We start from the raw sequence: 25,679 nt of genomic DNA on the forward strand, positions 1-25,679 counted from the left end.
CAGAATGTGAGGCGGATGGAGCTTCTGACCTTGAGGCGCTCTTTGCCTCTAGAGAAGAAGCGAAGCCGCCAAACATTCTAGCCACTGTAGCTGGATTATACAAAAAGCGAAAGTGGCTCGCTCTCAAGCCACCAATAAAAAAAGAAAAAGCCCCGCTTTTCATCAAAGCGAAGCCACTCTTTTCTTACTTACGCTTTTTCTTTTTCTTCTTGAATCCTGGTACGTTTTCGAAAAATCCTTTTTTCTTCTTGCCGTTACCATCTTTTTTCCCTGGCTGACTTGCGGATGCGGATGTGGATGCAGATGCGGATCCTCTTCCTTTTCCTTTGCCACCACGGTCAAATTTTCTACCTGTGCCACGTTCACCGCCGCGCTCATTACTGCGCTCGCTACGTCCACCGCGTTTCTTTCTGCCTGTTCTTGGCTGCTCGATAACGACTGGACGATCTTTGAACTTACGGCGAGGCGTACCTTTCATGCCAACGATTTCAAAGTCGATTGCACGCTCGTCTTTGTTTACGTTAATAACGCGAATTGTAATTTCATCACCGATGCGGAATACGTTTCCTGTACGTTCTCCGATCATAGCGAAATGTTGCTCGTCATAACGGTAGTAATCATCCGTTAAATAACTAACGTGTACAAGACCTTCAATTGTATTTGGAAGCTCTACGAATAAACCGAAGTTTGTTACAGAGCTAATCATACCGTCATACTCTTCACCGATCTTATCAACCATATACTCTGCTTTTTTCATCTCATCTGTTTCACGCTCTGCTTCAACAGCACGGCGTTCCATATTAGAAGAGTGCTCTGCAATCTCAGGTAATTTTTCACGCCATTTTGCTTGCGTTTCATTGTCGACTTTACCATTAATAATGTATTCACGAATTAATCTATGAACAATTGTATCTGGGTAACGACGAATTGGTGATGTGAAATGTGTGTAGAACTCAGTTGATAAACCGAAATGTCCTAAACTATCCGCATCGTAACGAGCTTGCTTCATAGAACGAAGCATAACTGTTGAAATAACTACTTCTTCTGGCTGTCCTTGAACCATTTCAAGAATTTGTTGCAGCGCACGAGGGTGCACTTCATTCGCACGTCCTTTTACCGCATATCCGAAGTTCGTTACAAACTCGAAGAAACGCTCAAGCTTATCTTCTTTCGGATCTTCATGGACACGGTACATAAACGGTACGTTCATCCAGTGGAAGTGCTCTGCTACTGTTTCATTCGCAACAAGCATAAATTCTTCAATTAACTTCTCTGATACAGAGCGATCGCGCATAACAACATCAGTCGGTTTTCCTTCTTCATCTACTAATACTTTCGCTTCTTTAAAGTCAAAGTCAATTGCACCACGGCGCATACGTTTTTCACGTAGAATTTGTGCCAATTGCCCCATCTCTTTAAACATCGGTACTAATGGCTCATAACGCTTAATTAACTCTTCGTCCTCATCTTCTAAAATGCTTCTTACGTCAGCATACGTCATACGCTCTGTCGTTTTAATCACACTTTGGAAAATCTCGTGTTTAACAACATCACCTAAGTTGTTGATTTCCATTTCACAAGATAATGTCAGACGGTCTACTTTCGGATTTAATGAGCAAATACCGTTAGATAGACGATGTGGAATCATTGGAATTACACGGTCAACAAGATACACACTTGTCGCTCTTTCCGCTGCTTCTACATCAATTGGAGAACCTTCTTGAACGTAATGACTTACATCCGCAATGTGAACGCCTAGCTTGTAATTGCCGTTCTCAAGCTTCGTTACTGTAACAGCGTCATCTAAATCTTTCGCATCTGCACCATCAATCGTTACGATCATTTGATCACGTAAATCACGGCGATCTTTTAAATCTTCTTCTGAAATCGTTTCTGGTACACTGTTTGCATGCTCCATCACTTCTTCAGGGAATGCTAAAGGTAAATGATGTTTATGAATGACAGATAAAATATCTACTCCTGGATCATTTTTATGACCTAGAATTTGAATAACTTCACCTTCTGCACTTAAACGGTTTTCTGGGTAGCTCGTAATTTTCACAACTACCTTATGACCTTCTACAGCACCCATTGATGCACTTTTCAAGATAAAGATATCACTCGTCCAGCGCTTATTGTCAGGTATAACAAACCCAAAGTTTTTCGATTCTGTATATGTACCAACAAGTTCTTTCGTTCCACGCTCTAAAATGCGTACAATTGAACCTTCTTGACGTGAACCGCTCGATTGAGAACTAAGTCGTGCTAATACTGTATCGCCATGAAGTGCACCGTTTAATTCTGTAGGAGGGATGAAAAGATCATCGTCTCCCGTTTTCTTCTCGTCTGGTACAACGAATGCAAAGCCACGTGCATGTCCAATTAACTTACCTCTTACTAAATTCATCTTTTCAGGAAGACCGTAACGGTTGCTACGTGTACGAATAACAAGTCCCTTCTCTTCCATCATTACAAGTGCCTTTACAAAATCTTTAAAGCCCTCAGAACCTTCAATTCCAAATGCCTCTTCTAACTCTTGTATCGTTAGCGGTTTATACGCTTCTTCTCTCATAAATAATAACAACTTATCAATATGTTCTTGTATGATTTCTTCCAAGCAAAAATACCTCCTTTAAAACCTTATATTATTTAGTGTATCCGAAAGATAGGGGATGTATAAAGTGAAACTTTAATCGGTGGGGGTTTGTTCATCCCCCCACTGATTATTAGTTGAACCAATCGGGCCTTTACGGGCAGTTGATCCCTACCTAACTTCTTCGCTTTCGCTGAATTTTAAGGTGGGAGGCTTACTGCCCGTTAATGCGGGATAAAGTGAAACTTCAATACTCCCCTTATGATTTTTACAGTTTTCACAAAAAATTCCTTATGAAAAAAAGAGGCAACTAGATCTTACCAATCTAGTTGCTCCAAGAAGTTATATACATCCTCATGTAGCTCGTCACGTTGTTTATCAAGTGTAATGACATGCGTAGAGTCTTCATACCATTTAATGTCTTTTAACGTAGATTCTACACCGTTATAAATAATGTTAGCACTATCTGTATTAATCATTTCGTCATGACGTGCTTGTACAACAAATGTTGGTGCATAAATCATATCCACATTGTTACGTACGTCAGCAATTAATTGTTGTAATGCTTTTAATGTATTCATCGGTGTCTTTTGGAATTCCAACATTTCTTGTTCAATTTGTTCTGGTGATTTTTGCTCACGTTTTTTATATTCGCGGGCATATGCCAATATACCTTGGTACATCGTTTCTTCGCTCTTAATATACATCGGTGCACACATTGGTACTACACCTAAAACCGGTACTGTATAACCTAATTTTAAAGAAAATACGCCGCCAAGTGACAATCCAACAACAGCAATTTTCTCAAAACCTTTATCTTTTAAAAGCTGATATGCCTCCGTTACATCTTGCCACCAATCTGTAGGGCCTGTATGAACAAGCTCTTCTGGTGGTACACCGTGCCCTTTATAAATTGGCGCATGACAAGTATAGCCTTTCTTTTCTAAGAAACGCCCTAACATACGTACATCAGCTGAGTTCCCTGTGAATCCATGTAGTAATAAAACAGCGCGGTCTCCACCCTCAAATGTAAATGGTTTCGGAGATGCTAATTTCATCATGTACTTCTCCTCTTTCTCTTCTGTAATCTAGTCGTATTCTTTCTATATCTAGTGTACCATATTTGTATTTCTATAATCTAATTAGAAACATCTTTCAAATGGCAAAACAAAAAAGAAGAACCATTAGTACATCTTACTAACGCTTCTTCTTTCAATTCTATAAGTTTAAGTACGTAACAGCAATTGTTAATACAAAGAACAATACAGCTAAAACAATTGTAATACGGTTTAATACTGCTTCAATTCCACGTGCTTTTTGCTTACCAAATAATTGCTCTGCACCGCCTGAAATTGCACCTGAAAGGCCTGAGCTATTACTAGACTGCATAAGTACCATAACAATCATTAAAATCGATACAGTAATAAGTAAAACGGATAATAACGTATGCACTTGGCGTACCTCCTACAAAGATTCAGTTATTGTAACTGTAGCATAAATCCTATAGAAAAGCGAGAGCTATAGAGTTGCCCTCGCTTTTCTTCTATTACATAAACATCATTGCAAATAACGGTCCAAGTAAACATGTCAAAATTGCTGTTAATGTCATTGTTACCGATCCAATAACACCTTCATGTTCGTTATTTTTCATCGCTCTCATAACACCCATAATATGAGAAGCACATCCAAATCCGATACCTTTACCAACTGAGTTTGTAACACGGCTCCATTTCAACAAGAGAGGTCCTGTAATTGTTCCAGTAATACCTGCGATAACAACGAAAGCTGCTGTTAAGGAAGGTACACCACCAACTTGTTCAGAAACGCTCATCGCAACTGGCATTGTTACCGATTTTGGTAAAGACGATAAGATTAAGCTTTTATCTGTTCCCATAAGTGAAGCAATGGCAAAATCACTAGCGATTGCAACTGTTGTACCTACTAATACCCCACCAGCAATCGGTACAACATATTTTTGCAGAACATGACGTTGTTTATAAAGAGGAATTGCAAATGCTACAACACCGGGTCCAAGTAGCTTTGCAATCCAGCCACCACCACTTTCCATATAATGTTGATATGGTATATCAAGCACGATAAATAGGAAAGCCATTAATCCTGTTGCTACAAGCATTGGAATGGTGAATGGTGTTGGAAATAATTTATAGATTTTTTTAGATAATTGATATAATAGCACCGTAAAAAGAACCCAACCGATTCCGATTAATATTTGGCTCATCGCGACTCTCTTTCCTTCCTATTCGCAAGATATTGTCCTGTATGTCCTGCGACAATAATAATTAAAAACGTACTCGCTACAACTGTAATGAAAAGAGAAATTCCTTTACTCATAAAAAAAGCACCGTAATTCATTAGGCCAAGCGTTGGCGGAATTAATAAAAACGGCATAATAGCAACGAGTGTTTCTGCTCCTAAATCGAACCATTTCACTGGAAGAACTTTTAGGCTAAGTAAAACAAGTAAGAGGAACATCCCAATCAAACTTCCTGGGATTGGAATGTTTAACATTTCTTGCACCCAAGTTCCAACCATATAAAACACGTAAAGAGCAGCAATTTGGACAAGAATCTTTGTAAATTTCATGTTCATCATCCCTCATGTTTATACGATCTTCTGTTAATATCTTTATCATAGTATAAATTGTAAAAAGCTGCAATTTATCAACTTGACAGCAAAAAAAGCCGATGTTATACGCTTACAACCTTGATATGACTGCATTTCCAAATGAAAATTACGTCAAAAACCTTGACCTAATATAAAAAGTTTTTATTTTCTGAATTTATAAGACTGTTATTTCAATAAAATAATCTTTTTATCCTTAAACTTACATATATATAAAGTGAAACTTTAATCATTGAGGGTTTCCTCATCCCCATTGATCATTCCTCACCAAGCGGGTTTGTACGGGATAAACAAGATAGGTGGTGAACATATGCCCAAAAAAGTTCTCATTTTTTGTGATCCTGGGATTGATGATACGATGGCTCTCCTCTTAGCATTCTTTATCAATGAAATAGAAATCGTCGGTATCGTTGCTGATTACGGCAATGTTCCAAAAAAAATGGCCGTAGAAAATGCTCATTTTCTTACAAGCGAAGTAAAGGGTAGAAATATCAAAATCTTTGGTGGATCAGAACGTCCAATTACTGGTGCTCCTCCTGCTTTTTTTACAGATGTACACGGGAAACAAGGGCTCGGGCCAATTATTCCAAAGGTGAATGTAACTAACGAAGAAATGGAGAATTTTTTTGAAGTTATTCCTCTTATTGAACAGTATAAAGATGAATTAATTATTGTGAGCTTAGGAAGACTTACCTCCCTAGCAATTTTATTTATCGTATGTAAACAATTAATGGAGCAAGTTAAATCTTACTACGTAATGGGCGGTGCCTTTTTACATCCTGGTAATGTTACCCCTATTTCCGAAGCAAACTTTTATGGCGACCCTACTGCAGCTAATATAGTCCTTCAATCCGCAGCTAACATGTACATATACCCATTAAACGTCACCCAATATTCCATCATTACACCAGAAATGACCGAATACATTGAGGCAAAAGGAAAAGCCCCACTTGTCAAACCGTTATTCGATCATTATTACTACGGATATTATAAAGACACCCTACCACATTTAAAGGGCAGCCCCTTCCATGACACAATGCCAATACTCGCTTTACTTGATAACTCTATGTTTACCTATCACAAATCACCTATCGTTGTCATGACAGAATCTTATGCACAGGGGGCAAGCATTGGAGAATTTCGCTCTTTAGGAGAACCTAAACCATTTATTGATTGGCCGAGTCATCAAATAGCAATTGATTTTGATTATAACCGCTTCTTCAAACATTTCATGTCACTTATGACAGGTGAACAATTTTAACATAAAAAAACAGACCGTGATTTCTCACGGTCTGTCGTTTATTTTCTACAATTATCGTTTGATGTTATAGAAAGATTTGATACCATCGTAAACAGCGATTTCGCCTAGTTCGTCTTCGATGCGTAATAATTGGTTGTACTTAGCAATACGGTCAGTACGGCTCATAGAACCAGTTTTGATTTGGCCAGCGTTAGTTGCAACTGCGATGTCAGCGATTGTAGCATCTTCAGTTTCACCAGAACGGTGAGATACAACTGCTGTGTAACCAGCACGTTTAGCCATTTCGATAGCTTCGAAAGTCTCAGTTAAAGTACCGATTTGGTTAACTTTAATTAAGATTGAGTTAGAGATACCTTTTTCGATACCTTCAGCAAGTTTTTGAGTGTTAGTTACGAATAAATCGTCACCAACTAATTGTACTTTATCACCGATACGCTCAGTTAATAATTTGTGACCATCCCAGTCGTTTTCGTCTAAACCATCTTCGATAGAGATGATTGGGAAGTCTTTGCAAAGCTCTTCGTAGAAATCAACCATTTCTGCAGAAGTTAAGCCAGTACGGCCTTCGCCTGCAAGGTCATATTTACCAGTTTCTTTGTTGTAGAACTCAGAAGAAGCAACGTCCATTCCTAAGAATACGTTCTCGCCAGCTTTGTAACCAGCTTTTTCGATAGCTTCGATGATTACTTCTAGAGCTTCACGGTTAGAACCAAGGTTTGGAGCGAATCCACCTTCGTCACCTACTGCAGTGTTAAGACCTTTGTCATGTAATACAGCTTTAAGTGCATGGAATACTTCAGCACCCATACGGATTGATTCTTTGAATGTTGGAGCACCAACTGGTAAGATCATGAACTCTTGGAAGTCAACGTTGTTATCAGCGTGAGAACCACCGTTGATGATGTTCATCATTGGAGTTGGTAATTGTTTTGCATTGAATCCACCAAGGTAACGGTATAATGGAAGACCTACGAAGTCAGCTGCTGCGTGAGCTACTGCCATAGATACACCAAGGATAGCGTTAGCGCCTAGTTTACCTTTGTTTGGAGTGCCATCTAATTCGATCATAGCACGGTCGATACCAGCTTGGTCAGTTACATCGAAACCAGCGATTTCTGGAGCGATAATTTCGTTAACGTTGTTTACTGCGTTAACAACACCTTTACCAAGGTAACGAGATTTGTCACCGTCACGTAATTCTACTGCTTCGTGCTCACCAGTAGATGCACCACTTGGTACGATAGCGCGTCCGAAAGCGCCGCTTTCTGTGTAAACTTCTACTTCTACAGTTGGGTTACCACGAGAGTCAAGGACTTCGCGAGCATAAACATCAATAATTGTTGACATAATAAATTCTCTCCTTTTTATATAAGCAAATTATTTAATAATTGTTTTACCTGTCATTTCTTTCGGTTGTTCCACATTTAAAAGTGTAAGCATTGTTGGAGCGATATCTCCTAAAATACCACCTTCACGAAGCTCTACATCATTTTTTGTAACGATGAAAGGAACCGGGTTAGTTGTATGAGCTGTCATAGGACCGCCATCAGCAGTTAACTCCTGATCAGCATTACCATGGTCAGCAGTAATAAGTGCTACACCATCTTTTGCAAGAATCGCTTCTACAACTTTTCCTAAACATTCGTCAGTTGCTTCTACTGCTTTAATTGTTGGTTCCATCATCCCAGAATGGCCAACCATATCACAGTTCGCAAAGTTAAGAATGATAACATCATGTTTATCATTTTCGATTTCATTTACTAAAGCGTCCGTTACTTCGTAAATGCTCATTTCAGGTTTCAAGTCATACGTTGCAACCTTTGGTGAGTTAATTAAGATACGCTCTTCTCCTGGGAATTCAGCCTCACGACCACCGCTAAAGAAGAATGTAACGTGCGGATACTTTTCAGTTTCCGCGATGCGAAGTTGCTTTAATCCCGCTTGCGCAACAACTTCACCTAAAGTGTTATCAAGGTTCATTGGCTTGAATGCCACGTAACCATCTACAGTTTCACTGAAGTGTGTCATACATACGAATTCTGGAATGTGAGGTACTTTTTCACCACGATCGAACTCACGGAAGTCTTCGTTTGTAAATACACGAGCAATTTGAATTGCACGGTCTGGACGGAAGTTATAGAAGATAACTGCATCATCATCATTGATTGTTGCAACTGGCGTGTTATCTTCGTTAACAATTACAGACGGCAATACGAATTCATCATAGATACCGTTCGCATAAGAGTCTTCTACACACTCTTCTGCTGATTTATAAGTAGGGCCTTCACCATTCACCATAGCACTGTAACATTTTTCTACGCGATCCCAACGCTTGTCACGGTCCATAGAGTAATAACGACCAGAGATAGTCGCGAATTGTCCTACTCCTGTTTCTTTAATTACTTCATTCGTTGCATCGATATAACCTTTTGCTGTTTGTGGTCCAACATCGCGGCCATCTAAGAATGCATGGATATAAACTTTCTCCACGCCTTCTTTTGCTGCTAAGCGAAGAAGAGCAAACATATGGTTCATGTGACTGTGCACACCACCGTCAGAAAGTAAACCGAATAAATGAAGTGCAGTACCTTTTTCTTTTACGCTTTTAATTGCATTTTGGAAAGTTTCGTTCTTATCGAACTCACCTTCACGAATTGCAACGTTAACGCGTGTTAAGCTTTGATATACTACGCGGCCAGCACCGATATTTAAGTGACCAACCTCAGAGTTACCCATTTGACCTTCTGGAAGACCTACCGCCTCACCACAAGCTGTAAGCGTTGTATGAGGGAATTTGTTCCAGTAACCATCAAAATTAGGTTTCTTAGCTTGTGCTACAGCATTCCCGTAAGTTTCTTCACGAAGTCCGAAACCGTCAAGAATGATTAAAGCTGTTGGCTTTCTCATTTTACCGCCCCCAGAAGACCTAAGAACGAAGCAGGCTCTAAGCTAGCACCGCCAACTAAAGCGCCGTCGATGTCAGATTGTGCCATATACTCTTTAATGTTTTCTGGTTTTACGCTACCGCCGTATTGGATACGAACAGCTTCTGCAGCTTCTGGAGAAACAGCTTCTGCAACAACTTTACGGATGTGCGCACATACTTCGTTTGCATCTGCAGAAGAAGAAGATTTACCTGTACCGATAGCCCAGATTGGCTCATAAGCGATAACAGTTGCTTTAACTTGCTCTTCTGTTAAACCTGCAAGTGCTTTTGTCACTTGACCTGCTACTAGATCAAATGTTTTTCCGCTTTCGCGCTCTTCTAAAGTCTCACCACAACATACGATTGGTGTTAAACCATGTTCAAATGCTGCGATAGTCTTTTTGTTTACTGATTCGTCTGTTTCAGCAAACATTTCACGACGCTCAGAGTGGCCAAGTACTACATAGCCAACTTTTAAGTCGCTAAGTGCTACTGGGCTAATTTCGCCAGTGAATGCACCATTTTTTTCGAAGTGCATGTTTTGTGCACCTACTTGTAAGTCAGTTCCTTCAGTTGCTGCTACAAGGCGCTCTAAGAATAGAGCTGGAGAGCAAACTACTGCATCAACAGCTGAAGCTGCTGGGATTTGACCTTTAACTTCCTCTACGAAGCTAACTGCTTCAGATAGAGTTTTATTCATTTTCCAGTTACCTGCGATAATTGGTTTACGCATGCTTTGCACCGTCCTTTTTCTTTGGCTGCTACTTATTTGTCGTTAAGACAAACTACACCTGGAAGCTCTTTACCTTCCATGAATTCTAATGACGCACCGCCGCCAGTAGAAATGTGGCTCATTTTATCAGCCATACCGAATTTTTCAACAGCTGCTGCAGAGTCACCACCGCCGATAACAGAGTATGTATCTTCTGCATCTGCTAATGCTTGTCCTACTGCTTTTGTACCTTCTGCGAATGGAGTCATTTCGAATACACCCATTGGTCCATTCCATACAACAAGCTTAGAATTTTTAATTACATCTGCATAAATTTCACGTGTTTTAGGACCGATGTCCACGCCTTCCCAGTTAGAAGGGATAGAGTCGATACCAACGATTTTAGTTGTTGCAGTTTCAGAGAATTCCTCAGTGATTACAACATCAACTGGCATGTAGAAGTTTACGCCTTTTTCTTTTGCAAGTTGCATAAATTCTTTAGCTAGTTCAATCTTGTCGTCTTCACATAGAGATAGACCAATTTCATGACCTAAAGCTTTAACGAATGTGTAAGCAAGTCCGCCACCGATGATTAAGTTATCTACTTTGTCTAATAGATGACGAATTACACCGATTTTATCTTTTACTTTCGCACCACCGATGATAGCTGTAAATGGACGTTCTGGGTTAGAAAGTGCTTTACCAAGTACATCTAACTCTTTTTCCATTAATAGACCAGATACTGCTGGTAGGTAGTCTGCGATACCTGCTGTAGAAGCATGAGCACGGTGAGCTGCACCGAATGCATCGTTTACGAAGATGTCAGCAAGTGCTGCAAATTCTTTCGCAAGTTCTGCATCGTTCTTTTCTTCGCCCGCATAGAAACGTACGTTTTCAAGAACTAATACGTCGCCTTCGTTCATTGCTGCAACCATTTCTTGTGCAACTGGTCCGAATGCTTCGTCCGCTTTTTTAACATCTTTACCAAGAAGCTCGCCTAAACGTGCTGCTACTGGAGTAAGACGTAATTCTTCTACTGCTTGACCTTTTGGACGGCCTAAGTGGCTTGCTAAAATAACTTTCGCACCTTGCTCTACTAAATATTGAATTGTAGGAAGAGCTGCACGGATACGAGTTTCATCTGTAATTTTGCCTTCTTTCATAGGTACGTTGAAATCAACGCGGCAAAATACACGCTTACCTTTTAAATCTACGTCACGAATTGATTTTTTGTTCATTGGATTTCCCTCCGACTACTAGTTAGGATTGACAAAACCCATTCAAAAGCTTAACACATTTGCTTTTAAAACGAAAGAAGAGAGAGAGGGAACAAACCCTCTCCCTCGTTTTGTCATTGATAACTTATATAATTAAGAATTAAAGACCTTTTGAAGTCATGTAAGCTGCTAAGTCTACTACGCGGTTAGAGTAACCAGTTTCGTTATCGTACCAAGAAAGTACTTTAACCATGTTACCTTCCATTACCATTGTAGATAATGCATCGATTGTAGAAGAAGCTGTACATCCGTTATAGTCGATAGATACTAATGGCTCTTCGCTGTATCCAAGGATACCTTTTAATTCGCCTTCAGCTGCTGCTTTGAATGCTGCGTTTACATCTTCAACTGTTACTTCTTTGTCAAGTTCAACAACTAAGTCAACAAGAGAAACGTTAGCAGTTGGAACACGTACAGCGCCACCGTTTAATTTACCTTTAAGTTCTGGTAATACTAATGCTACAGCTTTAGCAGCACCAGTAGATGTTGGGATCATGTTTTCAGCTGCTGCACGAGCACGACGTAAATCTTTGTGTGGTAAGTCTAAGATTTGTTGGTCGTTAGTGTAAGAGTGAATTGTTGTCATCATTCCGCGTTTTACGCCGAATTTTTCGTTTAATACTTTAGCGAATGGAGCTAGACAGTTTGTAGTACAAGAAGCGTTAGATACTACGTTGTGGTTAGCTGCATCGTATTGTTCATGGTTAACACCCATAACTACAGTGATATCTTCGTCAGAAGCTGGAGCTGAGATGATAACTTTCTTAACTGATCCACCTAAGTGTTTTTCAGCGTCTGATTTTTTAGTGAAACGGCCAGTAGATTCTACTACTACTTCTACTCCGTAGTCGCTCCATGGTAATTGAGCTGGGTCACGCTCAGCGATAACTTTAATTTCTTTACCGTTAACAACGATGCTGTTTTCGTTAGCAGATACTTCTGCATTTAAAGTTCCGTGAACTGTGTCATATTTTAAAAGGTGAGCTAATGTTTTAGCATCTGTTAAGTCGTTGATTGCTACTACTTCTACCTCAGAGTTGTTAAGAGCTGCGCGGAATACGTTACGTCCGATACGTCCAAATCCATTAATACCAATTTTAGTCATTTGAATTTCCTCCTTGGGGGATTATATTAAAGGGTAAAACCCTTTGTTAATTGTTTTGCTGCACCTTCATCTGTAATTAGAATTGAAGTGTGCCCTTGCTTTATTACAGCCTGTATTGCTTTTGCCTTTGAAGAACCTCCAGCGACTGCAACAACGTGAGATACATTTTGTAAATCCTCAAGTTGCATACCAACTGTTCTTACTTTATGAACAACATTTCCTTCTTCATTAAAGTAGTAACCGAAAGCTTCGCCAACTGCTTCGCTTGCTTGAATCTTTAACCAATCTGCTTCTGAAGTACTTCTGCGACGTGCCATTGTTAACGCATCACCTATTCCATGAATGACGATATTGGAAGATCGAATCAACTCAAGAACTTCTTTCACGGAAGGCTCTGTCACAATAGACGCATATGCTTCGCTACTAACATGGTCTGGAACATACAATAAGCGATAATTACTCATCGTATTTTGCGCCATCTTGGCACAAATGGTATTGGCTTCTAATTCAACACCTTCTCCAATTCCACCACGTGCTGGGACAAATAGCATATGTAAATCTTTGCAATCAAGTTGCATCATGTCCGCAGCAGCAGCTAGCGTAGTTCCTCCAGCCACAGCAACGATATTATTCGCTGTCAGACGGTCTTTTATACAAGTCACACAAGCACGGCCCATCTCCAGTTTGACCCAAGGTGATTCATCACTATCACCAGGGACAACGAAAACTTCATCCAAGTCTAATGTTTCCTTAAGTTGCTTTTCTAAAACCTTTAACCCGGAAATTTCTTTCATAAAGTCTTCCAAAGCAAGAACTAAAGCTGTTCCTTCTTCTGTCAAAGTCATTCCAGAAGAAGCGACGTGAACTAAGTTTTGTTCTTTCAAAACTTGAACTTCACTTCGCAATACTCGTTCTGTCATACCGAGACTTGCTGATAAGTTTCTTCTTCCAATCGGCTGCATGAGCCTAATGTATTGAAGAATTTGCATTCTCGTTTGCATAACAGGTAGCAGATCAGGTAATAATTTTTTTGTATTCTGAATCCATGAGCGCATATCTTTTCTCCTCACTACATCGGTTCATTTTCCCTCGTGGTCACTTTACGTCCCGTAGTGACATTTTGTGTCCCACATAGGTTAAAAAAATAATCCCTGCTACGTGTATTATTGTAACAGGAGATAGAAACTTATTCAACTCTTAACTGCATTCTTTATATAGTTTATTATGACACCTTTGTGAATGTTACCATATTCTACTTGTTTTCCGTCCATTTCTACAACCGGAATCATTAAGTGATATTTTTCTAAAAGGTCATTATCTTCATATATATCTATTTCCTCGATTTGAAAAGAATATTCACATTGTACTTCCTGTAAAACTTGTTTCGCCTTCACGCAAAGGCCACAATCTTTTTTAGTATACAGTACAACTTTCATCTTCTTCACCTATCCGATCGTTTTTCGTAATGACGAAGCTGGGATATGCATTTGTTCTCTATACTTCGCCACTGTTCTTCGAGAAATAACAATTTCATGCTCTTCTTCTAATAATTTTGAAATCTTTTGATCTGAAAGTGGCTTTTTCTTATCCTCTGCCCCAATTAGCGTTTGAATAAATTGTTTTACACGTTTTGTAGAAACTGCTTCATCTTCAGTCGTCGAAACGGCATTGCTAAAGAACGATTTCATCTCAAATAAACCGTGTGGTGTTTGCACATATTTATTTCGCGTCGCACGACTAATTGTTGATTCATGCACACTTAACTCTTCCGCTACCTCTTTTAAAGCGAGAGGTCTTAAATACTCTGGACCTTTCCAGAAGAAATCATGTTGTTTTTCCATAATAATATTCATCACTTGCAGCAGTGTCTGTTTTCTCTGCTTCAAACTGCGCATAATCCACTGCACATGCTGATACTTTTCTGATACGTAAGATGCTACTTCACTTTCACTATTATTAAGAAGCGCACTATATTCAGAATGAATTTCAATTCTCGGCATATTTCTCTCATTCATTTGTAAAACGAGGCGATCGCCATCTTTTTTCACCGCCATATCAGGCACAATATAAAGTGGTTTATCTGAAGAAAACGCAAGACCTGGTTTTGGTTGTAATGACGTTATACAATTTACCGCACTCTGTAATTCCTCATTACTACATTTCAACACTTGAACGAGCTTTCGCCAATCTTTCTTCACAAAATAAGCGAAATGATCTTCTACAACCTCTTCTGCTAATCCATTCCGTCTTTGTAAGCGCTTCAATTGCAAGGTTAGACATTCCTGAATATTACGCGCCCCTACCCCTGCTGGTTCCAGTGATTGGACAAGCTCTACAGAGCGGTCGACTACATGAACATGCGCAGAAAGGAGCTCTGCTAACTCTTCATTCGTTTCTTGTAAATATCCATTTCCATCCATGTTCATAATAATGAAAGAAGCTACTTTTCGCTCTTCTTCATCTATTTTATAATACTGTATTTGATTTAATAAATGTTGCTGAATCGTTGTAGAATCCACACTGTAGATCTCCATCTGATTCTCGACTTGTTTGCTGGTACTTTTACTGTTGTTAGAGCTCTTTTTCTTCTCCCTCTCAAAACCACCTAACTCAATAAGGGGATTCTCTAACGATTGCTCATACAAAAACTCCGATAATTCTTGTACATTATACTGGAGCATTGTAATCGCTTGCCTTAACTCTTGTGTCATTGCCAAACGTAAGCTTTGTTCTTGTAAAAGACTTGCCTTCAAACTAATCTCCCCCTTGTTTCTATTGTACAATAAGTTTGGTAAAAGGAGAATGCTATCACAGACACCCATTCCAAAATATTATTAATTTATATGTATTAATGAGATTTACAACTTACAACCTAAATTTGAATAATATTGAAAGAAAATAATAAACTCAATTATTTGTTACCACATACTAATAGTAACCCTTAATTTTATATATAACAACATTAAATTTATCTCTGTTCAATTCCAAAATAAAAAGAGCAGTTTAGGTATAGTGACACTTCACTATGCCTAACTACTCTTTTACGATTCTTAATTAAGAAAGAAACCTCTTATTTAAAGCTAAGGAACTTTGATTCCTAATTACATAGGAATCATAGAGATAATCGTTCGATTCACTAGACGCTCCTTGAATTCCTCTCATCTCTTCCACAGACAACTCAACTATTTTTTTCACGCTTCTCTCGTTATTACTATCCATCATTTTTTGTTTTCTTTTCGAAAAAAATCCCATAATTTATTCCCCCCTGCAATTAATTATTTTTTAACAATTGAATGAATTTAAGGTTCTTACCACTTCTTAATACACCTTTCGGATAGACCTTCGCTGCAAACATAGCAATTAAGCTAATGCTAGCCAGTAATACAACCATAGATGTAATAATTTCTAAACTCCCAACGGATCCATTAATAATCCTAACTACCATACTAATTGGAGCTGTAAACGGAACATATGATGTCACCCTTGATACTAGCCCTTCAGGGTTATCAAGTACTACTAATAACTCCACCACTAAGCTTCCCATCAATATAAGAGTAATCGGCATCGTTGTTCCGGATAATTCTTCTGGCCTGCTTACCATAGAACCAAACACTGCGAAAAGTGCCGCATAAACGAAGTAACCGAGAACAAAATATAACAAGAAATATGCAGCATGCTCACCTGTAATCATATTTACATCAATATTCACTCCAAAAAACGAATCCGATACCTTGAAAATTCCAGATTTAATATATAGCGCCATACTAAGGAAGAAAATAAATAACTGTGTCAAACTAGCAAGACCGACTCCTAATATCTTCCCAAAGACCATGTGAACAGGCGACACCTTCGTTACCATCACTTCCATAACACGCGACGCCTTCTCTGACGCTACCGCTGTAGCAATCGCATTTCCATACGAAGTAATTGCTAAGTACATAATCGCTACTAATAAATACACCAGTAAGAATGAGCTTGTTTCTTCGTTATTTAAGTTTTGCTTTTTCGCTTGCACGTTCATCGTCAGTGATTTCACAGCCTCTTCTGATAACTGTTGTTTAACTACCGCACTTTGAAAATACTGATTTTGTACAAATACCTGCGCACTTTGAATCAACTTAGGATTATCCACCTTCATAAAGTAATCTAATACTGGTTCAGCACCCGCACCCTCTTTTAATATAAAGAGCGCTTCGACTTTCTTATCTAACAAATCTTGCTTATATTGATTTAATTTTGTTTTATCACCTAAAGACCAATCCCATTCTGGAAGAGCTTTACTAAGATTAGATTGATCCAAAGTAACATTAGGTGCTTCGGAAATAAATACAACTTTTGCTTTTTCTTTCTCTCCAGAAAACTTTTGTACTAAAGTTGGAAAGGAGAATAAGAATATCCCTCCCCCTATTAATAACAATGTCATCCCAATAAATATTTTCGTCCTCACACGATCCCAATACGTTTGCCCTAAAACAATCCAGAAATTCCTCATTACTTATGCACCCGCCTTTTCAACAAAGATTTGATGTAAAGAAGGTTCTTTAATAGAAACATCTCGGATATATTGTTTAGTTTTAATGTCTTCAAGCAGCGAAAATGCATCCTCTCCATCATTAACTTTAATCATGAACGTACGATTAACTTTTTCAAAATTGAAATTTTTCTTCTTAAGAATAGGTTCAATATCCCCTTCCGTTTGCAACGTCATATATTTGTATTGATAACTTTTCTTAATATCTGACAAGGCACCCGATAATACAAGTTGACCATTTTTCATAATACAAATTTCCTCACAGAACGTTTCTACACTGTCCATTTGATGACTACAGAAGATAATCGTTTTTCTTTGCGCGATTAACTCGAGCACAACATTTTTTAACATCTCTGCATTTACAGGATCCAATCCACTAAATGGTTCATCTAGTATGATGAATTCCGGATTATGCAATATCGCTGAAATCAATTGAATTTTTTGTTGATTTCCCTTTGACAATTCCTCTGTTTTCTTCTTTAAATGTGGTGTCATTTCTAATTTTTCTAGCCACTGTAACGCATGCCTTTTTGCAAGATTAGCTGGCATTCCTTCTAACTTGCCGAAATACACCAATTGCTCCACTACATTCATTTTCGGGTATAATCCACGCTCTTCTGGTAAATAGCCAATAGATAGGTCTTTCTTTGAAAAAGGGCGATTATTCCATAGAATTTGGCCGCTATCCGGTTTGATTAAATCTAAGATCATACGAATCGTTGTCGTCTTACCAGCACCATTTCGGCCCAGCATCCCTAAAATTCCACCTTCTTCTACACGTATATTTAAATCATTAACGGCTTTATATTCACCAAATGTTTTATTTAATCCTTGAATTTCAAATGCCATATATAACATCCCCTTTACTGTTTAATAAAGTAAATAACTGCCATTCCTAAAGCAATTCCGCCAATCATAAGTAAAAACTTTTTAAAATTCATCTTTATCTCTCCCATTTTTTGAAATTTGTATTTCGAAAATCAAGTGCACCCTTCGCATTTACAATACCTTTTCCAAAATATTTTTTTCCGTCATCTAATGCCGGTTTGGCCCCCTGATATAATCTTGTTTTAACAAATCCATTACTAGGCTTCAGCCTAAATTTTTCTTTATATTCCGCAATTACAAGTGCGGCTGTAGCAGAAACTTTAGGAACTGCTAGACTCGTTCCAATCATCAGCTCATACCCTCTATCAAACCCTAACCATTCACTTAGCTGGGATTGCGGAAGGTTTGTAGGATATGTGGTTAATACCATAGCTGTTTCATCTCCCACTTTTTCACTTTCCCACAAAGATCCATAATCTCCTGATGGAGCTGCAATATCAACATTGGTTCCATAATTAGAGTAATAAGCTAATCGATCATCTTTATTTGTTCCCGCAACAGTTACTACCCCCGGTAAACCTCCTGGCATATGAAGTTGTAAGTCGTTTTCATATCCTCTTTGCTTAGCTAATTGAAAAGGATTTGAAATATCGAATCCTTCTGTTCCAGAGGAAGCCACTAGCAAACTCCCTTTACTATTCGCATACTCTATTGCTCTTTTATAAGCTAAGTACACAGCTCCTTCTTCTGGATCTTTAATGGACTTGTATGTTCCTAAACTTAAATTAATAACATCCATACCATCATTTGCAGCCTCTACAATAGCTTTAATAATCCAGCTTGAATCCGCAGAACTACCTTGAAATACTTTGTATGGTACAATCCCAATTTTGGGCGCTACCCCCTTTATTTTCCCATCAGCAGCTATTAACCCAGCAATCATTGTTCCATGACCAATATTATCTTCAATTGATTCTACATTCGGAACTAAAATTTTCCCCTGACTAACTATATTTCCCTTTAGCGCAGGATGATTTACATCAATCCCACTATCAATAACACCAATCTTTACACTATGATTTCCTTGTTCAATTTTATAGCTCTCTCCATTTTCTGTTACCTTATCGACATCCCATTTCCATTTGCTATAATCGACCTCTTCTTGTTCTAATTGTGAAGGTGCGTATTTTGTTATATTCGAAGGTTTCTTTACTATAGCGGGCGGCTTTAATTCCACTACATCCTCTCTACCTGCTTTTTCAATTATCTCTTTATAATTTTTTAATAAATGCTGCTTCGCTTCTTGTACTCTTTCTAAATTATCACCTTCGATATTCAGCATCTTAATTTCTTTTATTACTTCTAGCTTTAAATCGGGATATTTATCTCTAATTTCCTTTATCATCTCATCCGTATTTTCACCTTGCCTCAATGTAAACACATACGAATTTTCTTTAATTTGATTATGTTTCATTTCTTCAGCGCTTATCGTACTAACTCCAACTATAGGAAGGTTTAATAATAATCCTACTGTAATTCCAGCACCTATTTTCGCTATAGTGTTTCGATATTTAGGCCAATCTTTCACTTTTAATCCCTCCTTTTACTTCCTGAGCTTTTGACAATTGATAATAATACCCTTGCTTCTCAAGTAATTCTGTATGTGATCCTATCTCTACAATTGCTCCCTTATCCATAACAATAATCTTATCTGCATTCTTAACCGTACTTAACCTATGTGCAATGACAATCCTTGTACATAACATATCAGTTAAATTCTCATCAATAACTCTTTCAGACAATGTATCAAGTGCACTTGTCGCCTCATCTAATATTAGAATAGATGGGTTTGTTACCAATGCTCTAGCTAATATTAATCTTTGCCTTTGCCCACCAGAGAAGTTAACTCCAAATTCAGATACCATCGTTTGAAAATTTAATGGTAGCATCATAATATCTTCTAATATATTCGCTTGCTTCGATGCCTCAATTACTCCATTCGGAGGCACCCCTTTCCTTTGCGCAATGATATTTTCTCCTACCGTTTTGTTAAACAATCTCGCTTCTTGGAAAACAACGCCTATTGATTTCCTTAAAAATTTCAAATTTAACTTTTCGCTTTCAATCCCATCAAATCGGATTTTCCCATTCGTTGGTGTATATAGTCCGAGAAGCATTTTTACAATTGTACTTTTTCCAGACCCAGACGCCCCAACAATTGCGACCTTCTCACCAGCTTTGATTTTAAACGAAACATTCTGAATTGCATCTTCACTGAAATAATTGTGACGATAAGAAACATTGTCAAACTCAATATCACCATTCAGTTTCTTAATTCCTGAAAATTGATTGACCTCTCTCTCCGATCTCGCATGCATTACATCGTAAATCCGCTGAATATAGGAGCTAATATAAATCAATTCACCATAGCCACTCCCAATGGAGATAATCGGAGTTATAAACGAAATCGCTAACGCATTAAAGCCGAGTACACTTCCTAATGTCATATTTCCAGCTAGCACCTGTTGTCCACTGAACCAAAGCAGAAACAACGGTAAGATAAATTGAATAGAACCCGCTAATGTATTCATCAATGCCGTCCATATAGATCTCTTCTCTGCATGAATAAGCTGAGAACCAAAGCGTTCTTGCCATTCTTTATACACTTGCTTTTCCAATCCCATAACCTTCACGTCACTAATCCCATTAATACTCTCAGACAAAATCCTTTGAACTTGAGCTTGAGCCGAAACCTCTTTATCAGCTAACTTCTTAGAAACAGTCGTGCTCATGACAAGTAGGGCGAATATAACACTCCCAACTGCTAACACAACGAATCCTAATAAGGTCGAATAACGAAACATGAAGAATAAGTAAGTGAAAAGCAGAATTCCATCTATAAGAAAGGAAATTACCTTAGTAGATAATATTTGTCTAATATATACATTGGAATTTGCTCTAAATAACAGTTCTCCCATAGAGCGATTCTCAAAAAAGTTATAAGAAAGACTTAATAGTTTTTCTATAAAACTTTGCATTAAAGACATATCAATTGCCGTTTGCAACTTCGCTATTAGGAAACCTCTTAATGAAGCAAATACTTGATAACTTATTAGTAATACTAAAATACTGTAACCTATCATATTCATATAGCTCGGATCTCTCGGAATAATTACATGGTCAGTCATCCAACTTGTGACAAATGGAATCACCAGCGCAAAAGCCTGAATTATCAAAGAGGCTAATACAATTAAAGCTATTAATTTCTTTTTCCCTAACACAAACGATAAAAAGAATTGCAAATGAGAGACACCTTTTTGTTTTTGAAATGACTCATCTGGTTCTAGTGTTAATACAAATCCAGAATACTTTTCCTCCATTTCTTTTTTAGAGATTTTATTTCTTCCGTAAGCAGGGTCTATAACTATAGCCCCCTTTTTTGTCACTTTCTCTAGGACTACATAATGTTTATGTTCCCAATGGATAACTGCTGGTAATTTAACTTCACTTAAAGCTTCATATTCAGCTTTATATCCTTTTACTTGAAAACCATTTTCCCTAGCAATATGCATAAGCTGGTATAAAGATGTACCACCTTTTGGAACACCAAACTCTTCTCTTAATTCAGCTAACGAAACATGCTTTTCATAAAAACTAAAGACCATCGCCAATGAGGCTAATCCACATTCGCTATGTTCCATCTGTTCTATAAAGGGCACCTTTGCCATTTTATTCCCCCCTATCTCTTTAACTATTAATCATAGCAACACCCTCATGGTTACCATGATTAAAATTAAATTCAAATGTAATTAATCCTAAAAAATATGCAGCTATTCCAATTTGGACCCTTGAATGTATTTCTAACTTTCTTTTAATTGAGGCTACTAATTCACCCACTCTCCTTCTACTAATAAATAACTCCCTTGCTATTTCAACATCCTTCAAACCTCGTGCAATCAACACAGCTACTTCTTTTTCTCGACCACTTAAAACTTTCTTCATCATTCTCCTCCTTTATTCTCAATCCATATTAGATTATTTTTTCTCGTTTATTAAACTGTGTTGTCTTAATCTGTACTCATATCATATCCTTCTTTTAAACGTTATTGTCCGCAATGCACGTTGTAGTTACCGCAAACAAATTAGCGGGATTCTCCGCAACATCTTCATTAAAAAAACATATCGCATTTGCGATATGTTTAATTGTGAAGATGTCCCTCTTATGTTACAATTGGAATATTCCGAATTTTTACAAAAGGGGAGTTGCGAGTGATTTATTCATTACAAAATGAATTAATTTTGCGTGCAAAAAAACTGGTTTATGGACATTTTTTCGAATCTACATTACGTCAATGTTCTTCAGAATATATTGAATACAAATTCAATGATTCTACTCGTTTTGCTAACATCACTCTCGTACATTATGAAATATTTCAAGATAACCAAAATGAAGAGGAAAAACAATTACTGCTAACAATTATAGAATTACTTATGCTCGCTCTAGATATTATGGATGATATTCAAGACGAAGATTTCTTAGAAGGACCTTGGACAAAACATCCAATTGCCACAAATCTCAATATAATTATGGGATTTTTACTTATTTGTTTGCAAGAAGTTGACAAGGCTTCCCTTTCAATTCAAATGAAAAACTGGCTCAAAAATGAAATACACTCTTCTATTTTAAACTCTATTAATGGACAACAACTAGATCTTAAAAATGAAATCCATTCCGAGAAAGATTATATTGATATGGTAACTCACAAATCTGGATATCTAATTAAACTTGCATGCTTATTAGGAACAGGGAATATCAATCCTATCCAGCGTTCTTTAATTGAAAACTACGCACTATGTATAGGCGTTATTAATCAAATAAAAAACGACATGCGTGATATTATGCAATGGGATAAGAAAAATGATTTTCTTAATTTAAAGAAAACTTTACCAATACTATATTATTTAAATAGTAAAAATGATAACTTTATACTTATAAAAAAGTTCTTTAATCAAGAGATACAATATGATGAATTAAATAATCAAACATTAGATTCTTTAAAACACATATTACTGTACGGTGGATCAATGGAGTACTGCTCCGTTATGCAGAACCTATATGTATACAAATCAAAAGGATACATCGAACAACTTTCACTCAGTCAAGCAAATAAGGATAGGTTAATTGATACTCTAATTTAGTTTACTTCCATGTCTCAGCAGCTTTACTAAGTAAAGACGACTTATTTAAAGTACCTAAAATAATTTCTAATTCTTGTTTTGATATACCATCAATGGCTATTGTTCCTTGACTACACACATTTTTAAATTGAATATCTTCTAATATACGTTCAACTAATTCTCTAATCATATATCGTTCACCCCACCAATTTTTATAGTTTTATATTATTACATATTCTTTTGCTATTATCCGCAATCCTATTGCGGGATTCCGAAATTATATATGATAGTGAGGTAATTCTAGCAATGATTAAACAACGTCCAATTTATTTCGTAATTTCATTAATAATTTTTTACTTAATCATACAAAGTTACATCCTCTACAAGTTTTATCAGCCTTACAGTGGCATTATCGCTTCTAAAGAAAAACATAATACATATACAATCAGTCAAATTGATACGTCGGGTTGGGCTGCAAAAACAGCCTTAAAAGCAGGTGATGAAATTTACAAAGTGGATGGGGCGAATCCTTATTTAGGGGTTTTCAAGCGATACCAAAATCAATTTTTAAATGCAACTGAAATTCAAACTATACAGAATGATAGGATTTCTACTTATAGCACAACAGCTACTTCAGACAACGAAGAGCTAATTATTACATTATATCTACCAATGATTTTTTCTCTGACCATTTTAAGCTTATGCTTTATTGTCTATAGAAATAAAGCTATAAGGCGAGAAGAGCGTTATTTTATGCTTTTTTTATTAGCAACCTCTATTAGCCTTTCCGCCTCTTCTATATCTAGTAAATCTGATTTTGGCGGACTCTTAATTATAAGTATCTCTTTTCAAAGTGTATCTTTATTTCTTACTTTATTTTTATATCAGCTGTTTAAGCGGAAGGAAATTATTATTATACATAAAAATGTGATTAGATTTCACATTTTTCTATACATGACCGTTATTACTACCGGCTTATTATCCGTTACCTTTCTTCCAAATTTGCAACAAGTCTCTGCTTACACAGATTTAGCTTATTTATGTTTTAGTATTCTTTTAAGTGTATATTTCCTTTTAAAAGGATACATAAAATATAGAAATACTTTACACAGGCCTTTTTTTAAATTTATGTTAGTTATCCAATGTATTTCTTTCGGGCCATTTATAATGCTATATGCTCTTCCAAGGATATTATTTAATGCAGCCATTATTAGGGCTGATATTGCAGCATTATTCCTATTTTGCATTCCAATTGGCTACTTTTATTTAATATTAACAAAGCAAATCTTTGATATTGATTTTATGTTTGATCGTGTTCGGTACTACTCTTTGCTTTCATTACTTCCAACTATCATTATTACATTAATTATAAGCTGGGGTATTAATCCTGATGAGCGATTCTTTATTAGACTCATGCAAAATTTCATTATCATTTTCCCTTTAAACATACTGTTTCTTGTAATAAAAGAACGATTAGATTTCACATTTCGCAATCAATTATTCAGAAGCAAAACCAATTTACATGTAAGTATTGATCAATTCGCACAACAACTTTCTTCCATTATGAAAGTAAAAGATTTAGAGAAAAAATTTATGAATGAAATTATCTCCCTACTAAAACCGTGTTTTATACAATTTATTGAGTTTGATACAAAACAAAATACATACAATTGTTATAAAAGTTACGGAGAAACAGAAAAATTTAATCTTTCGAAAAAGAAACAATGGGGAATGGAATCAGGGTATATAAATGATTTATTAGAAGATGACGGATGCATCGGTATTTATTTATATTCTACCCAAAACACAAAGCATTACATTTGGGTTGGAAATAAAACCAACAATATTAAATTTAATATCAATGAAAAAACTTGGTTTATTGCTATCGTAAAATATGTACGTCTAGTTTATGAAAACCTAAATTCAGTTAATCAAATCATTCAATCTTTAGAAAAAGAAAGCATAGCAAATAAAACACACTCAGCAACTCTTTCGCGCCTACTATTTCAAATTTCAGAAACTGAAAGGCGTCGGCTTGCTGCGGATCTTCATGACGCTGCCCTGCAAGACCAAATTGTCTGGTATCGTAAACTAGAAACCGTATTAAAAGAACATACTGTACCAGGTGAATTGCAGGGACAATTAGAAAAAATAAAATTCGGTATGTTTGATGTTATTCAACAAATTCGTGACACTTGTAATGAATTAAAACCGGCTCTTCTATCTGAAATTGGTCTTATAGGTGCACTTAAAGAGCTATTAGCACAAATGCAACTACGTACTAATTTCCGAATTCAATTTGAATATGACTCAATACAGGAGAATCATTACGAATTTGATAAAATTTTATCTATTTATCGTATTATCCAAGAATTATTAAACAATGCTGATAAGCACTCTAATGCAACCTTAATTAATATATTTTTATGGGAAGAAAATAATTGTATTTATCTAGATTATCGTGATAACGGCATCGGTTTTAATACCCAAGCCCCCTATTCTTCAAATAAACATATGGGTTTATCTGGAATCAAAGGGCGCGTTCAAGGAATAGGAGGCGAAATTCAGCTTATTTCAGAAATAGGAAATGGACTACAAGTAAATATTACTATACCGAGGTGAATA

23 protein-coding genes are annotated in these 25,679 nt (G+C 36.9%); 3 read left to right on the forward strand and 20 right to left on the reverse strand.

The window, feature by feature from the left end; all coding sequences use genetic code 11:
• Positions 1 to 184 precede the first annotated feature (184 nt).
• The 5 genes from rnr to ACUXVC_RS25685 form a co-directional block, all read right to left on the reverse strand.
• Positions 185 to 2,617 (reverse strand): ribonuclease R, encoded by a 2,433-nt coding sequence (rnr, locus tag ACUXVC_RS25665; protein ID WP_075719987.1) that lies wholly within the window; start codon positions 2,615 to 2,617, stop codon positions 185 to 187.
• Positions 2,618 to 2,910: 293 nt separating this feature from the next.
• Complete coding sequence (estA, locus tag ACUXVC_RS25670) at positions 2,911 to 3,651, reverse strand: carboxylesterase (RefSeq protein WP_000761986.1); 741 nt, start codon at positions 3,649 to 3,651, stop codon at positions 2,911 to 2,913.
• 160 nt (positions 3,652 to 3,811) lie between these two features.
• A complete protein-coding gene (secG, locus tag ACUXVC_RS25675) occupies positions 3,812 to 4,045 on the reverse strand; it encodes a preprotein translocase subunit SecG (RefSeq protein WP_000557266.1) in 234 nt (77 codons plus the stop codon).
• Positions 4,046 to 4,139: 94 nt separating this feature from the next.
• On the reverse strand, positions 4,140 to 4,832 hold the full coding sequence (locus tag ACUXVC_RS25680) for an LrgB family protein (protein ID WP_000078304.1): 693 nt from the start codon (positions 4,830 to 4,832) through the stop codon (positions 4,140 to 4,142).
• Positions 4,829 to 5,197 carry a CidA/LrgA family holin-like protein gene (locus tag ACUXVC_RS25685; protein WP_000673222.1) on the reverse strand — a complete coding sequence of 123 codons (369 nt, stop codon included), beginning with the start codon at positions 5,195 to 5,197 and terminating at the stop codon, positions 4,829 to 4,831. The genes ACUXVC_RS25680 and ACUXVC_RS25685 overlap by 4 nt, the downstream gene beginning before the upstream one ends.
• A gap of 349 nt (positions 5,198 to 5,546) precedes the next feature.
• Here ACUXVC_RS25685 and ACUXVC_RS25690 point away from each other — a divergent pair, with 349 nt between their 5' ends.
• Positions 5,547 to 6,497 (forward strand): nucleoside hydrolase, encoded by a 951-nt coding sequence (locus tag ACUXVC_RS25690; protein WP_446025879.1) that lies wholly within the window; start codon positions 5,547 to 5,549, stop codon positions 6,495 to 6,497.
• A gap of 51 nt (positions 6,498 to 6,548) precedes the next feature.
• Here ACUXVC_RS25690 and eno read toward each other — a convergent pair whose 3' ends face one another.
• The 14 genes from eno to ACUXVC_RS25760 form a co-directional block, all read right to left on the reverse strand.
• Positions 6,549 to 7,844 carry a phosphopyruvate hydratase gene (eno, locus tag ACUXVC_RS25695; protein WP_000103951.1) on the reverse strand — a complete coding sequence of 432 codons (1,296 nt, stop codon included), beginning with the start codon at positions 7,842 to 7,844 and terminating at the stop codon, positions 6,549 to 6,551.
• 30 nt (positions 7,845 to 7,874) lie between these two features.
• On the reverse strand, positions 7,875 to 9,404 hold the full coding sequence (gpmI, locus tag ACUXVC_RS25700; protein ID WP_001231158.1) for a 2,3-bisphosphoglycerate-independent phosphoglycerate mutase: 1,530 nt from the start codon (positions 9,402 to 9,404) through the stop codon (positions 7,875 to 7,877).
• On the reverse strand, positions 9,401 to 10,156 hold the full coding sequence (gene tpiA, locus ACUXVC_RS25705) for a triose-phosphate isomerase (RefSeq protein ID WP_001231038.1): 756 nt from the start codon (positions 10,154 to 10,156) through the stop codon (positions 9,401 to 9,403). The genes gpmI and tpiA overlap by 4 nt, the downstream gene beginning before the upstream one ends.
• Before the next feature lie 32 nt (positions 10,157 to 10,188).
• Positions 10,189 to 11,373 (reverse strand): phosphoglycerate kinase, encoded by a 1,185-nt coding sequence (locus ACUXVC_RS25710; RefSeq protein WP_001036331.1) that lies wholly within the window; start codon positions 11,371 to 11,373, stop codon positions 10,189 to 10,191.
• A gap of 139 nt (positions 11,374 to 11,512) precedes the next feature.
• Positions 11,513 to 12,517: a type I glyceraldehyde-3-phosphate dehydrogenase gene (gene gap / locus ACUXVC_RS25715; RefSeq protein WP_000161234.1), complete on the reverse strand. Its 1,005-nt coding sequence runs from the start codon at positions 12,515 to 12,517 to the stop codon at positions 11,513 to 11,515.
• Between the two features lie 26 nt (positions 12,518 to 12,543).
• Positions 12,544 to 13,572: a gapA transcriptional regulator CggR gene (cggR, locus tag ACUXVC_RS25720; RefSeq protein WP_001258185.1), complete on the reverse strand. Its 1,029-nt coding sequence runs from the start codon at positions 13,570 to 13,572 to the stop codon at positions 12,544 to 12,546.
• Between the two features lie 135 nt (positions 13,573 to 13,707).
• Positions 13,708 to 13,953 carry a glutaredoxin family protein gene (locus ACUXVC_RS25725; RefSeq protein WP_000869730.1) on the reverse strand — a complete coding sequence of 82 codons (246 nt, stop codon included), beginning with the start codon at positions 13,951 to 13,953 and terminating at the stop codon, positions 13,708 to 13,710.
• A gap of 9 nt (positions 13,954 to 13,962) precedes the next feature.
• Entirely contained in the window at positions 13,963 to 15,270 is a 1,308-nt protein-coding gene (rpoN, locus tag ACUXVC_RS25730; RefSeq protein ID WP_446025880.1) for an RNA polymerase factor sigma-54, read from the reverse strand.
• A 301-nt stretch (positions 15,271 to 15,571) separates the two neighbouring features.
• Positions 15,572 to 15,769: a hypothetical protein gene (locus ACUXVC_RS25735; protein WP_000505575.1), complete on the reverse strand. Its 198-nt coding sequence runs from the start codon at positions 15,767 to 15,769 to the stop codon at positions 15,572 to 15,574.
• A 19-nt stretch (positions 15,770 to 15,788) separates the two neighbouring features.
• On the reverse strand, positions 15,789 to 17,009 hold the full coding sequence (locus ACUXVC_RS25740; RefSeq protein WP_446025881.1) for an ABC transporter permease: 1,221 nt from the start codon (positions 17,007 to 17,009) through the stop codon (positions 15,789 to 15,791).
• Positions 17,010 to 17,012: 3 nt separating this feature from the next.
• Positions 17,013 to 17,897, reverse strand: a complete 885-nt coding sequence (locus ACUXVC_RS25745; protein WP_000863493.1) for an ABC transporter ATP-binding protein — start codon at positions 17,895 to 17,897, stop codon at positions 17,013 to 17,015.
• 94 nt (positions 17,898 to 17,991) lie between these two features.
• Positions 17,992 to 19,464 (reverse strand): S8 family peptidase, encoded by a 1,473-nt coding sequence (locus ACUXVC_RS25750; protein WP_144465577.1) that lies wholly within the window; start codon positions 19,462 to 19,464, stop codon positions 17,992 to 17,994.
• Positions 19,448 to 21,604: a peptidase domain-containing ABC transporter gene (locus ACUXVC_RS25755; protein ID WP_098855476.1), complete on the reverse strand. Its 2,157-nt coding sequence runs from the start codon at positions 21,602 to 21,604 to the stop codon at positions 19,448 to 19,450. Before ACUXVC_RS25755 ends, ACUXVC_RS25750 begins: the two co-directional genes overlap by 17 nt.
• A gap of 19 nt (positions 21,605 to 21,623) precedes the next feature.
• Positions 21,624 to 21,878 carry a response regulator transcription factor gene (locus ACUXVC_RS25760; RefSeq protein WP_000757187.1) on the reverse strand — a complete coding sequence of 85 codons (255 nt, stop codon included), beginning with the start codon at positions 21,876 to 21,878 and terminating at the stop codon, positions 21,624 to 21,626.
• 267 nt (positions 21,879 to 22,145) lie between these two features.
• Here ACUXVC_RS25760 and ACUXVC_RS25765 point away from each other — a divergent pair, with 267 nt between their 5' ends.
• The gene (locus ACUXVC_RS25765) at positions 22,146 to 23,075 is read left to right on the forward strand and encodes a polyprenyl synthetase family protein (protein WP_000640554.1); all 930 of its coding nucleotides are present in this window, start codon (positions 22,146 to 22,148) and stop codon (positions 23,073 to 23,075) included.
• A 1-nt stretch (position 23,076) separates the two neighbouring features.
• Here the strand turns inward: ACUXVC_RS25765 and ACUXVC_RS25770 are convergent, their stop codons facing one another.
• Complete coding sequence (locus ACUXVC_RS25770) at positions 23,077 to 23,244, reverse strand: hypothetical protein (RefSeq protein WP_000617614.1); 168 nt, start codon at positions 23,242 to 23,244, stop codon at positions 23,077 to 23,079.
• Positions 23,245 to 23,360: 116 nt separating this feature from the next.
• Between ACUXVC_RS25770 and ACUXVC_RS25775 the strand changes: the two genes are divergently transcribed.
• Positions 23,361 to 25,676 (forward strand): sensor histidine kinase, encoded by a 2,316-nt coding sequence (locus ACUXVC_RS25775; RefSeq protein WP_000595466.1) that lies wholly within the window; start codon positions 23,361 to 23,363, stop codon positions 25,674 to 25,676.
• Positions 25,677 to 25,679: the final 3 nt, after the last annotated feature.

It is taken from the genome of Bacillus sp. N6 (assembly GCF_052805735.1).

Coding starts and splice junctions, on each gene's coding strand:
- estA (WP_000761986.1), bottom strand. CDS start 3,651: ATGAAATTAGCATCTCCGAAACCATTTACATTTGAGGGTGGAGACCGC.
- ACUXVC_RS25680 (WP_000078304.1), bottom strand. CDS start 4,832: ATGAGCCAAATATTAATCGGAATCGGTTGGGTTCTTTTTACGGTGCTA.
- ACUXVC_RS25685 (WP_000673222.1), bottom strand. CDS start 5,197: ATGAAATTTACAAAGATTCTTGTCCAAATTGCTGCTCTTTACGTGTTT.
- ACUXVC_RS25690 (WP_446025879.1), top strand. CDS start 5,547: ATGCCCAAAAAAGTTCTCATTTTTTGTGATCCTGGGATTGATGATACG.
- eno (WP_000103951.1), bottom strand. CDS start 7,844: ATGTCAACAATTATTGATGTTTATGCTCGCGAAGTCCTTGACTCTCGT.
- gpmI (WP_001231158.1), bottom strand. CDS start 9,404: ATGAGAAAGCCAACAGCTTTAATCATTCTTGACGGTTTCGGACTTCGT.
- tpiA (WP_001231038.1), bottom strand. CDS start 10,156: ATGCGTAAACCAATTATCGCAGGTAACTGGAAAATGAATAAAACTCTA.
- ACUXVC_RS25710 (WP_001036331.1), bottom strand. CDS start 11,373: ATGAACAAAAAATCAATTCGTGACGTAGATTTAAAAGGTAAGCGTGTA.
- gap (WP_000161234.1), bottom strand. CDS start 12,517: ATGACTAAAATTGGTATTAATGGATTTGGACGTATCGGACGTAACGTA.
- cggR (WP_001258185.1), bottom strand. CDS start 13,572: ATGCGCTCATGGATTCAGAATACAAAAAAATTATTACCTGATCTGCTA.
- ACUXVC_RS25725 (WP_000869730.1), bottom strand. CDS start 13,953: ATGAAAGTTGTACTGTATACTAAAAAAGATTGTGGCCTTTGCGTGAAG.
- ACUXVC_RS25735 (WP_000505575.1), bottom strand. CDS start 15,769: ATGGGATTTTTTTCGAAAAGAAAACAAAAAATGATGGATAGTAATAAC.
- ACUXVC_RS25740 (WP_446025881.1), bottom strand. CDS start 17,009: ATGAGGAATTTCTGGATTGTTTTAGGGCAAACGTATTGGGATCGTGTG.
- ACUXVC_RS25745 (WP_000863493.1), bottom strand. CDS start 17,897: ATGGCATTTGAAATTCAAGGATTAAATAAAACATTTGGTGAATATAAA.
- ACUXVC_RS25755 (WP_098855476.1), bottom strand. CDS start 21,604: ATGGCAAAGGTGCCCTTTATAGAACAGATGGAACATAGCGAATGTGGA.
- ACUXVC_RS25760 (WP_000757187.1), bottom strand. CDS start 21,878: ATGAAGAAAGTTTTAAGTGGTCGAGAAAAAGAAGTAGCTGTGTTGATT.
- ACUXVC_RS25770 (WP_000617614.1), bottom strand. CDS start 23,244: ATGATTAGAGAATTAGTTGAACGTATATTAGAAGATATTCAATTTAAA.
- ACUXVC_RS25775 (WP_000595466.1), top strand. CDS start 23,361: ATGATTAAACAACGTCCAATTTATTTCGTAATTTCATTAATAATTTTT.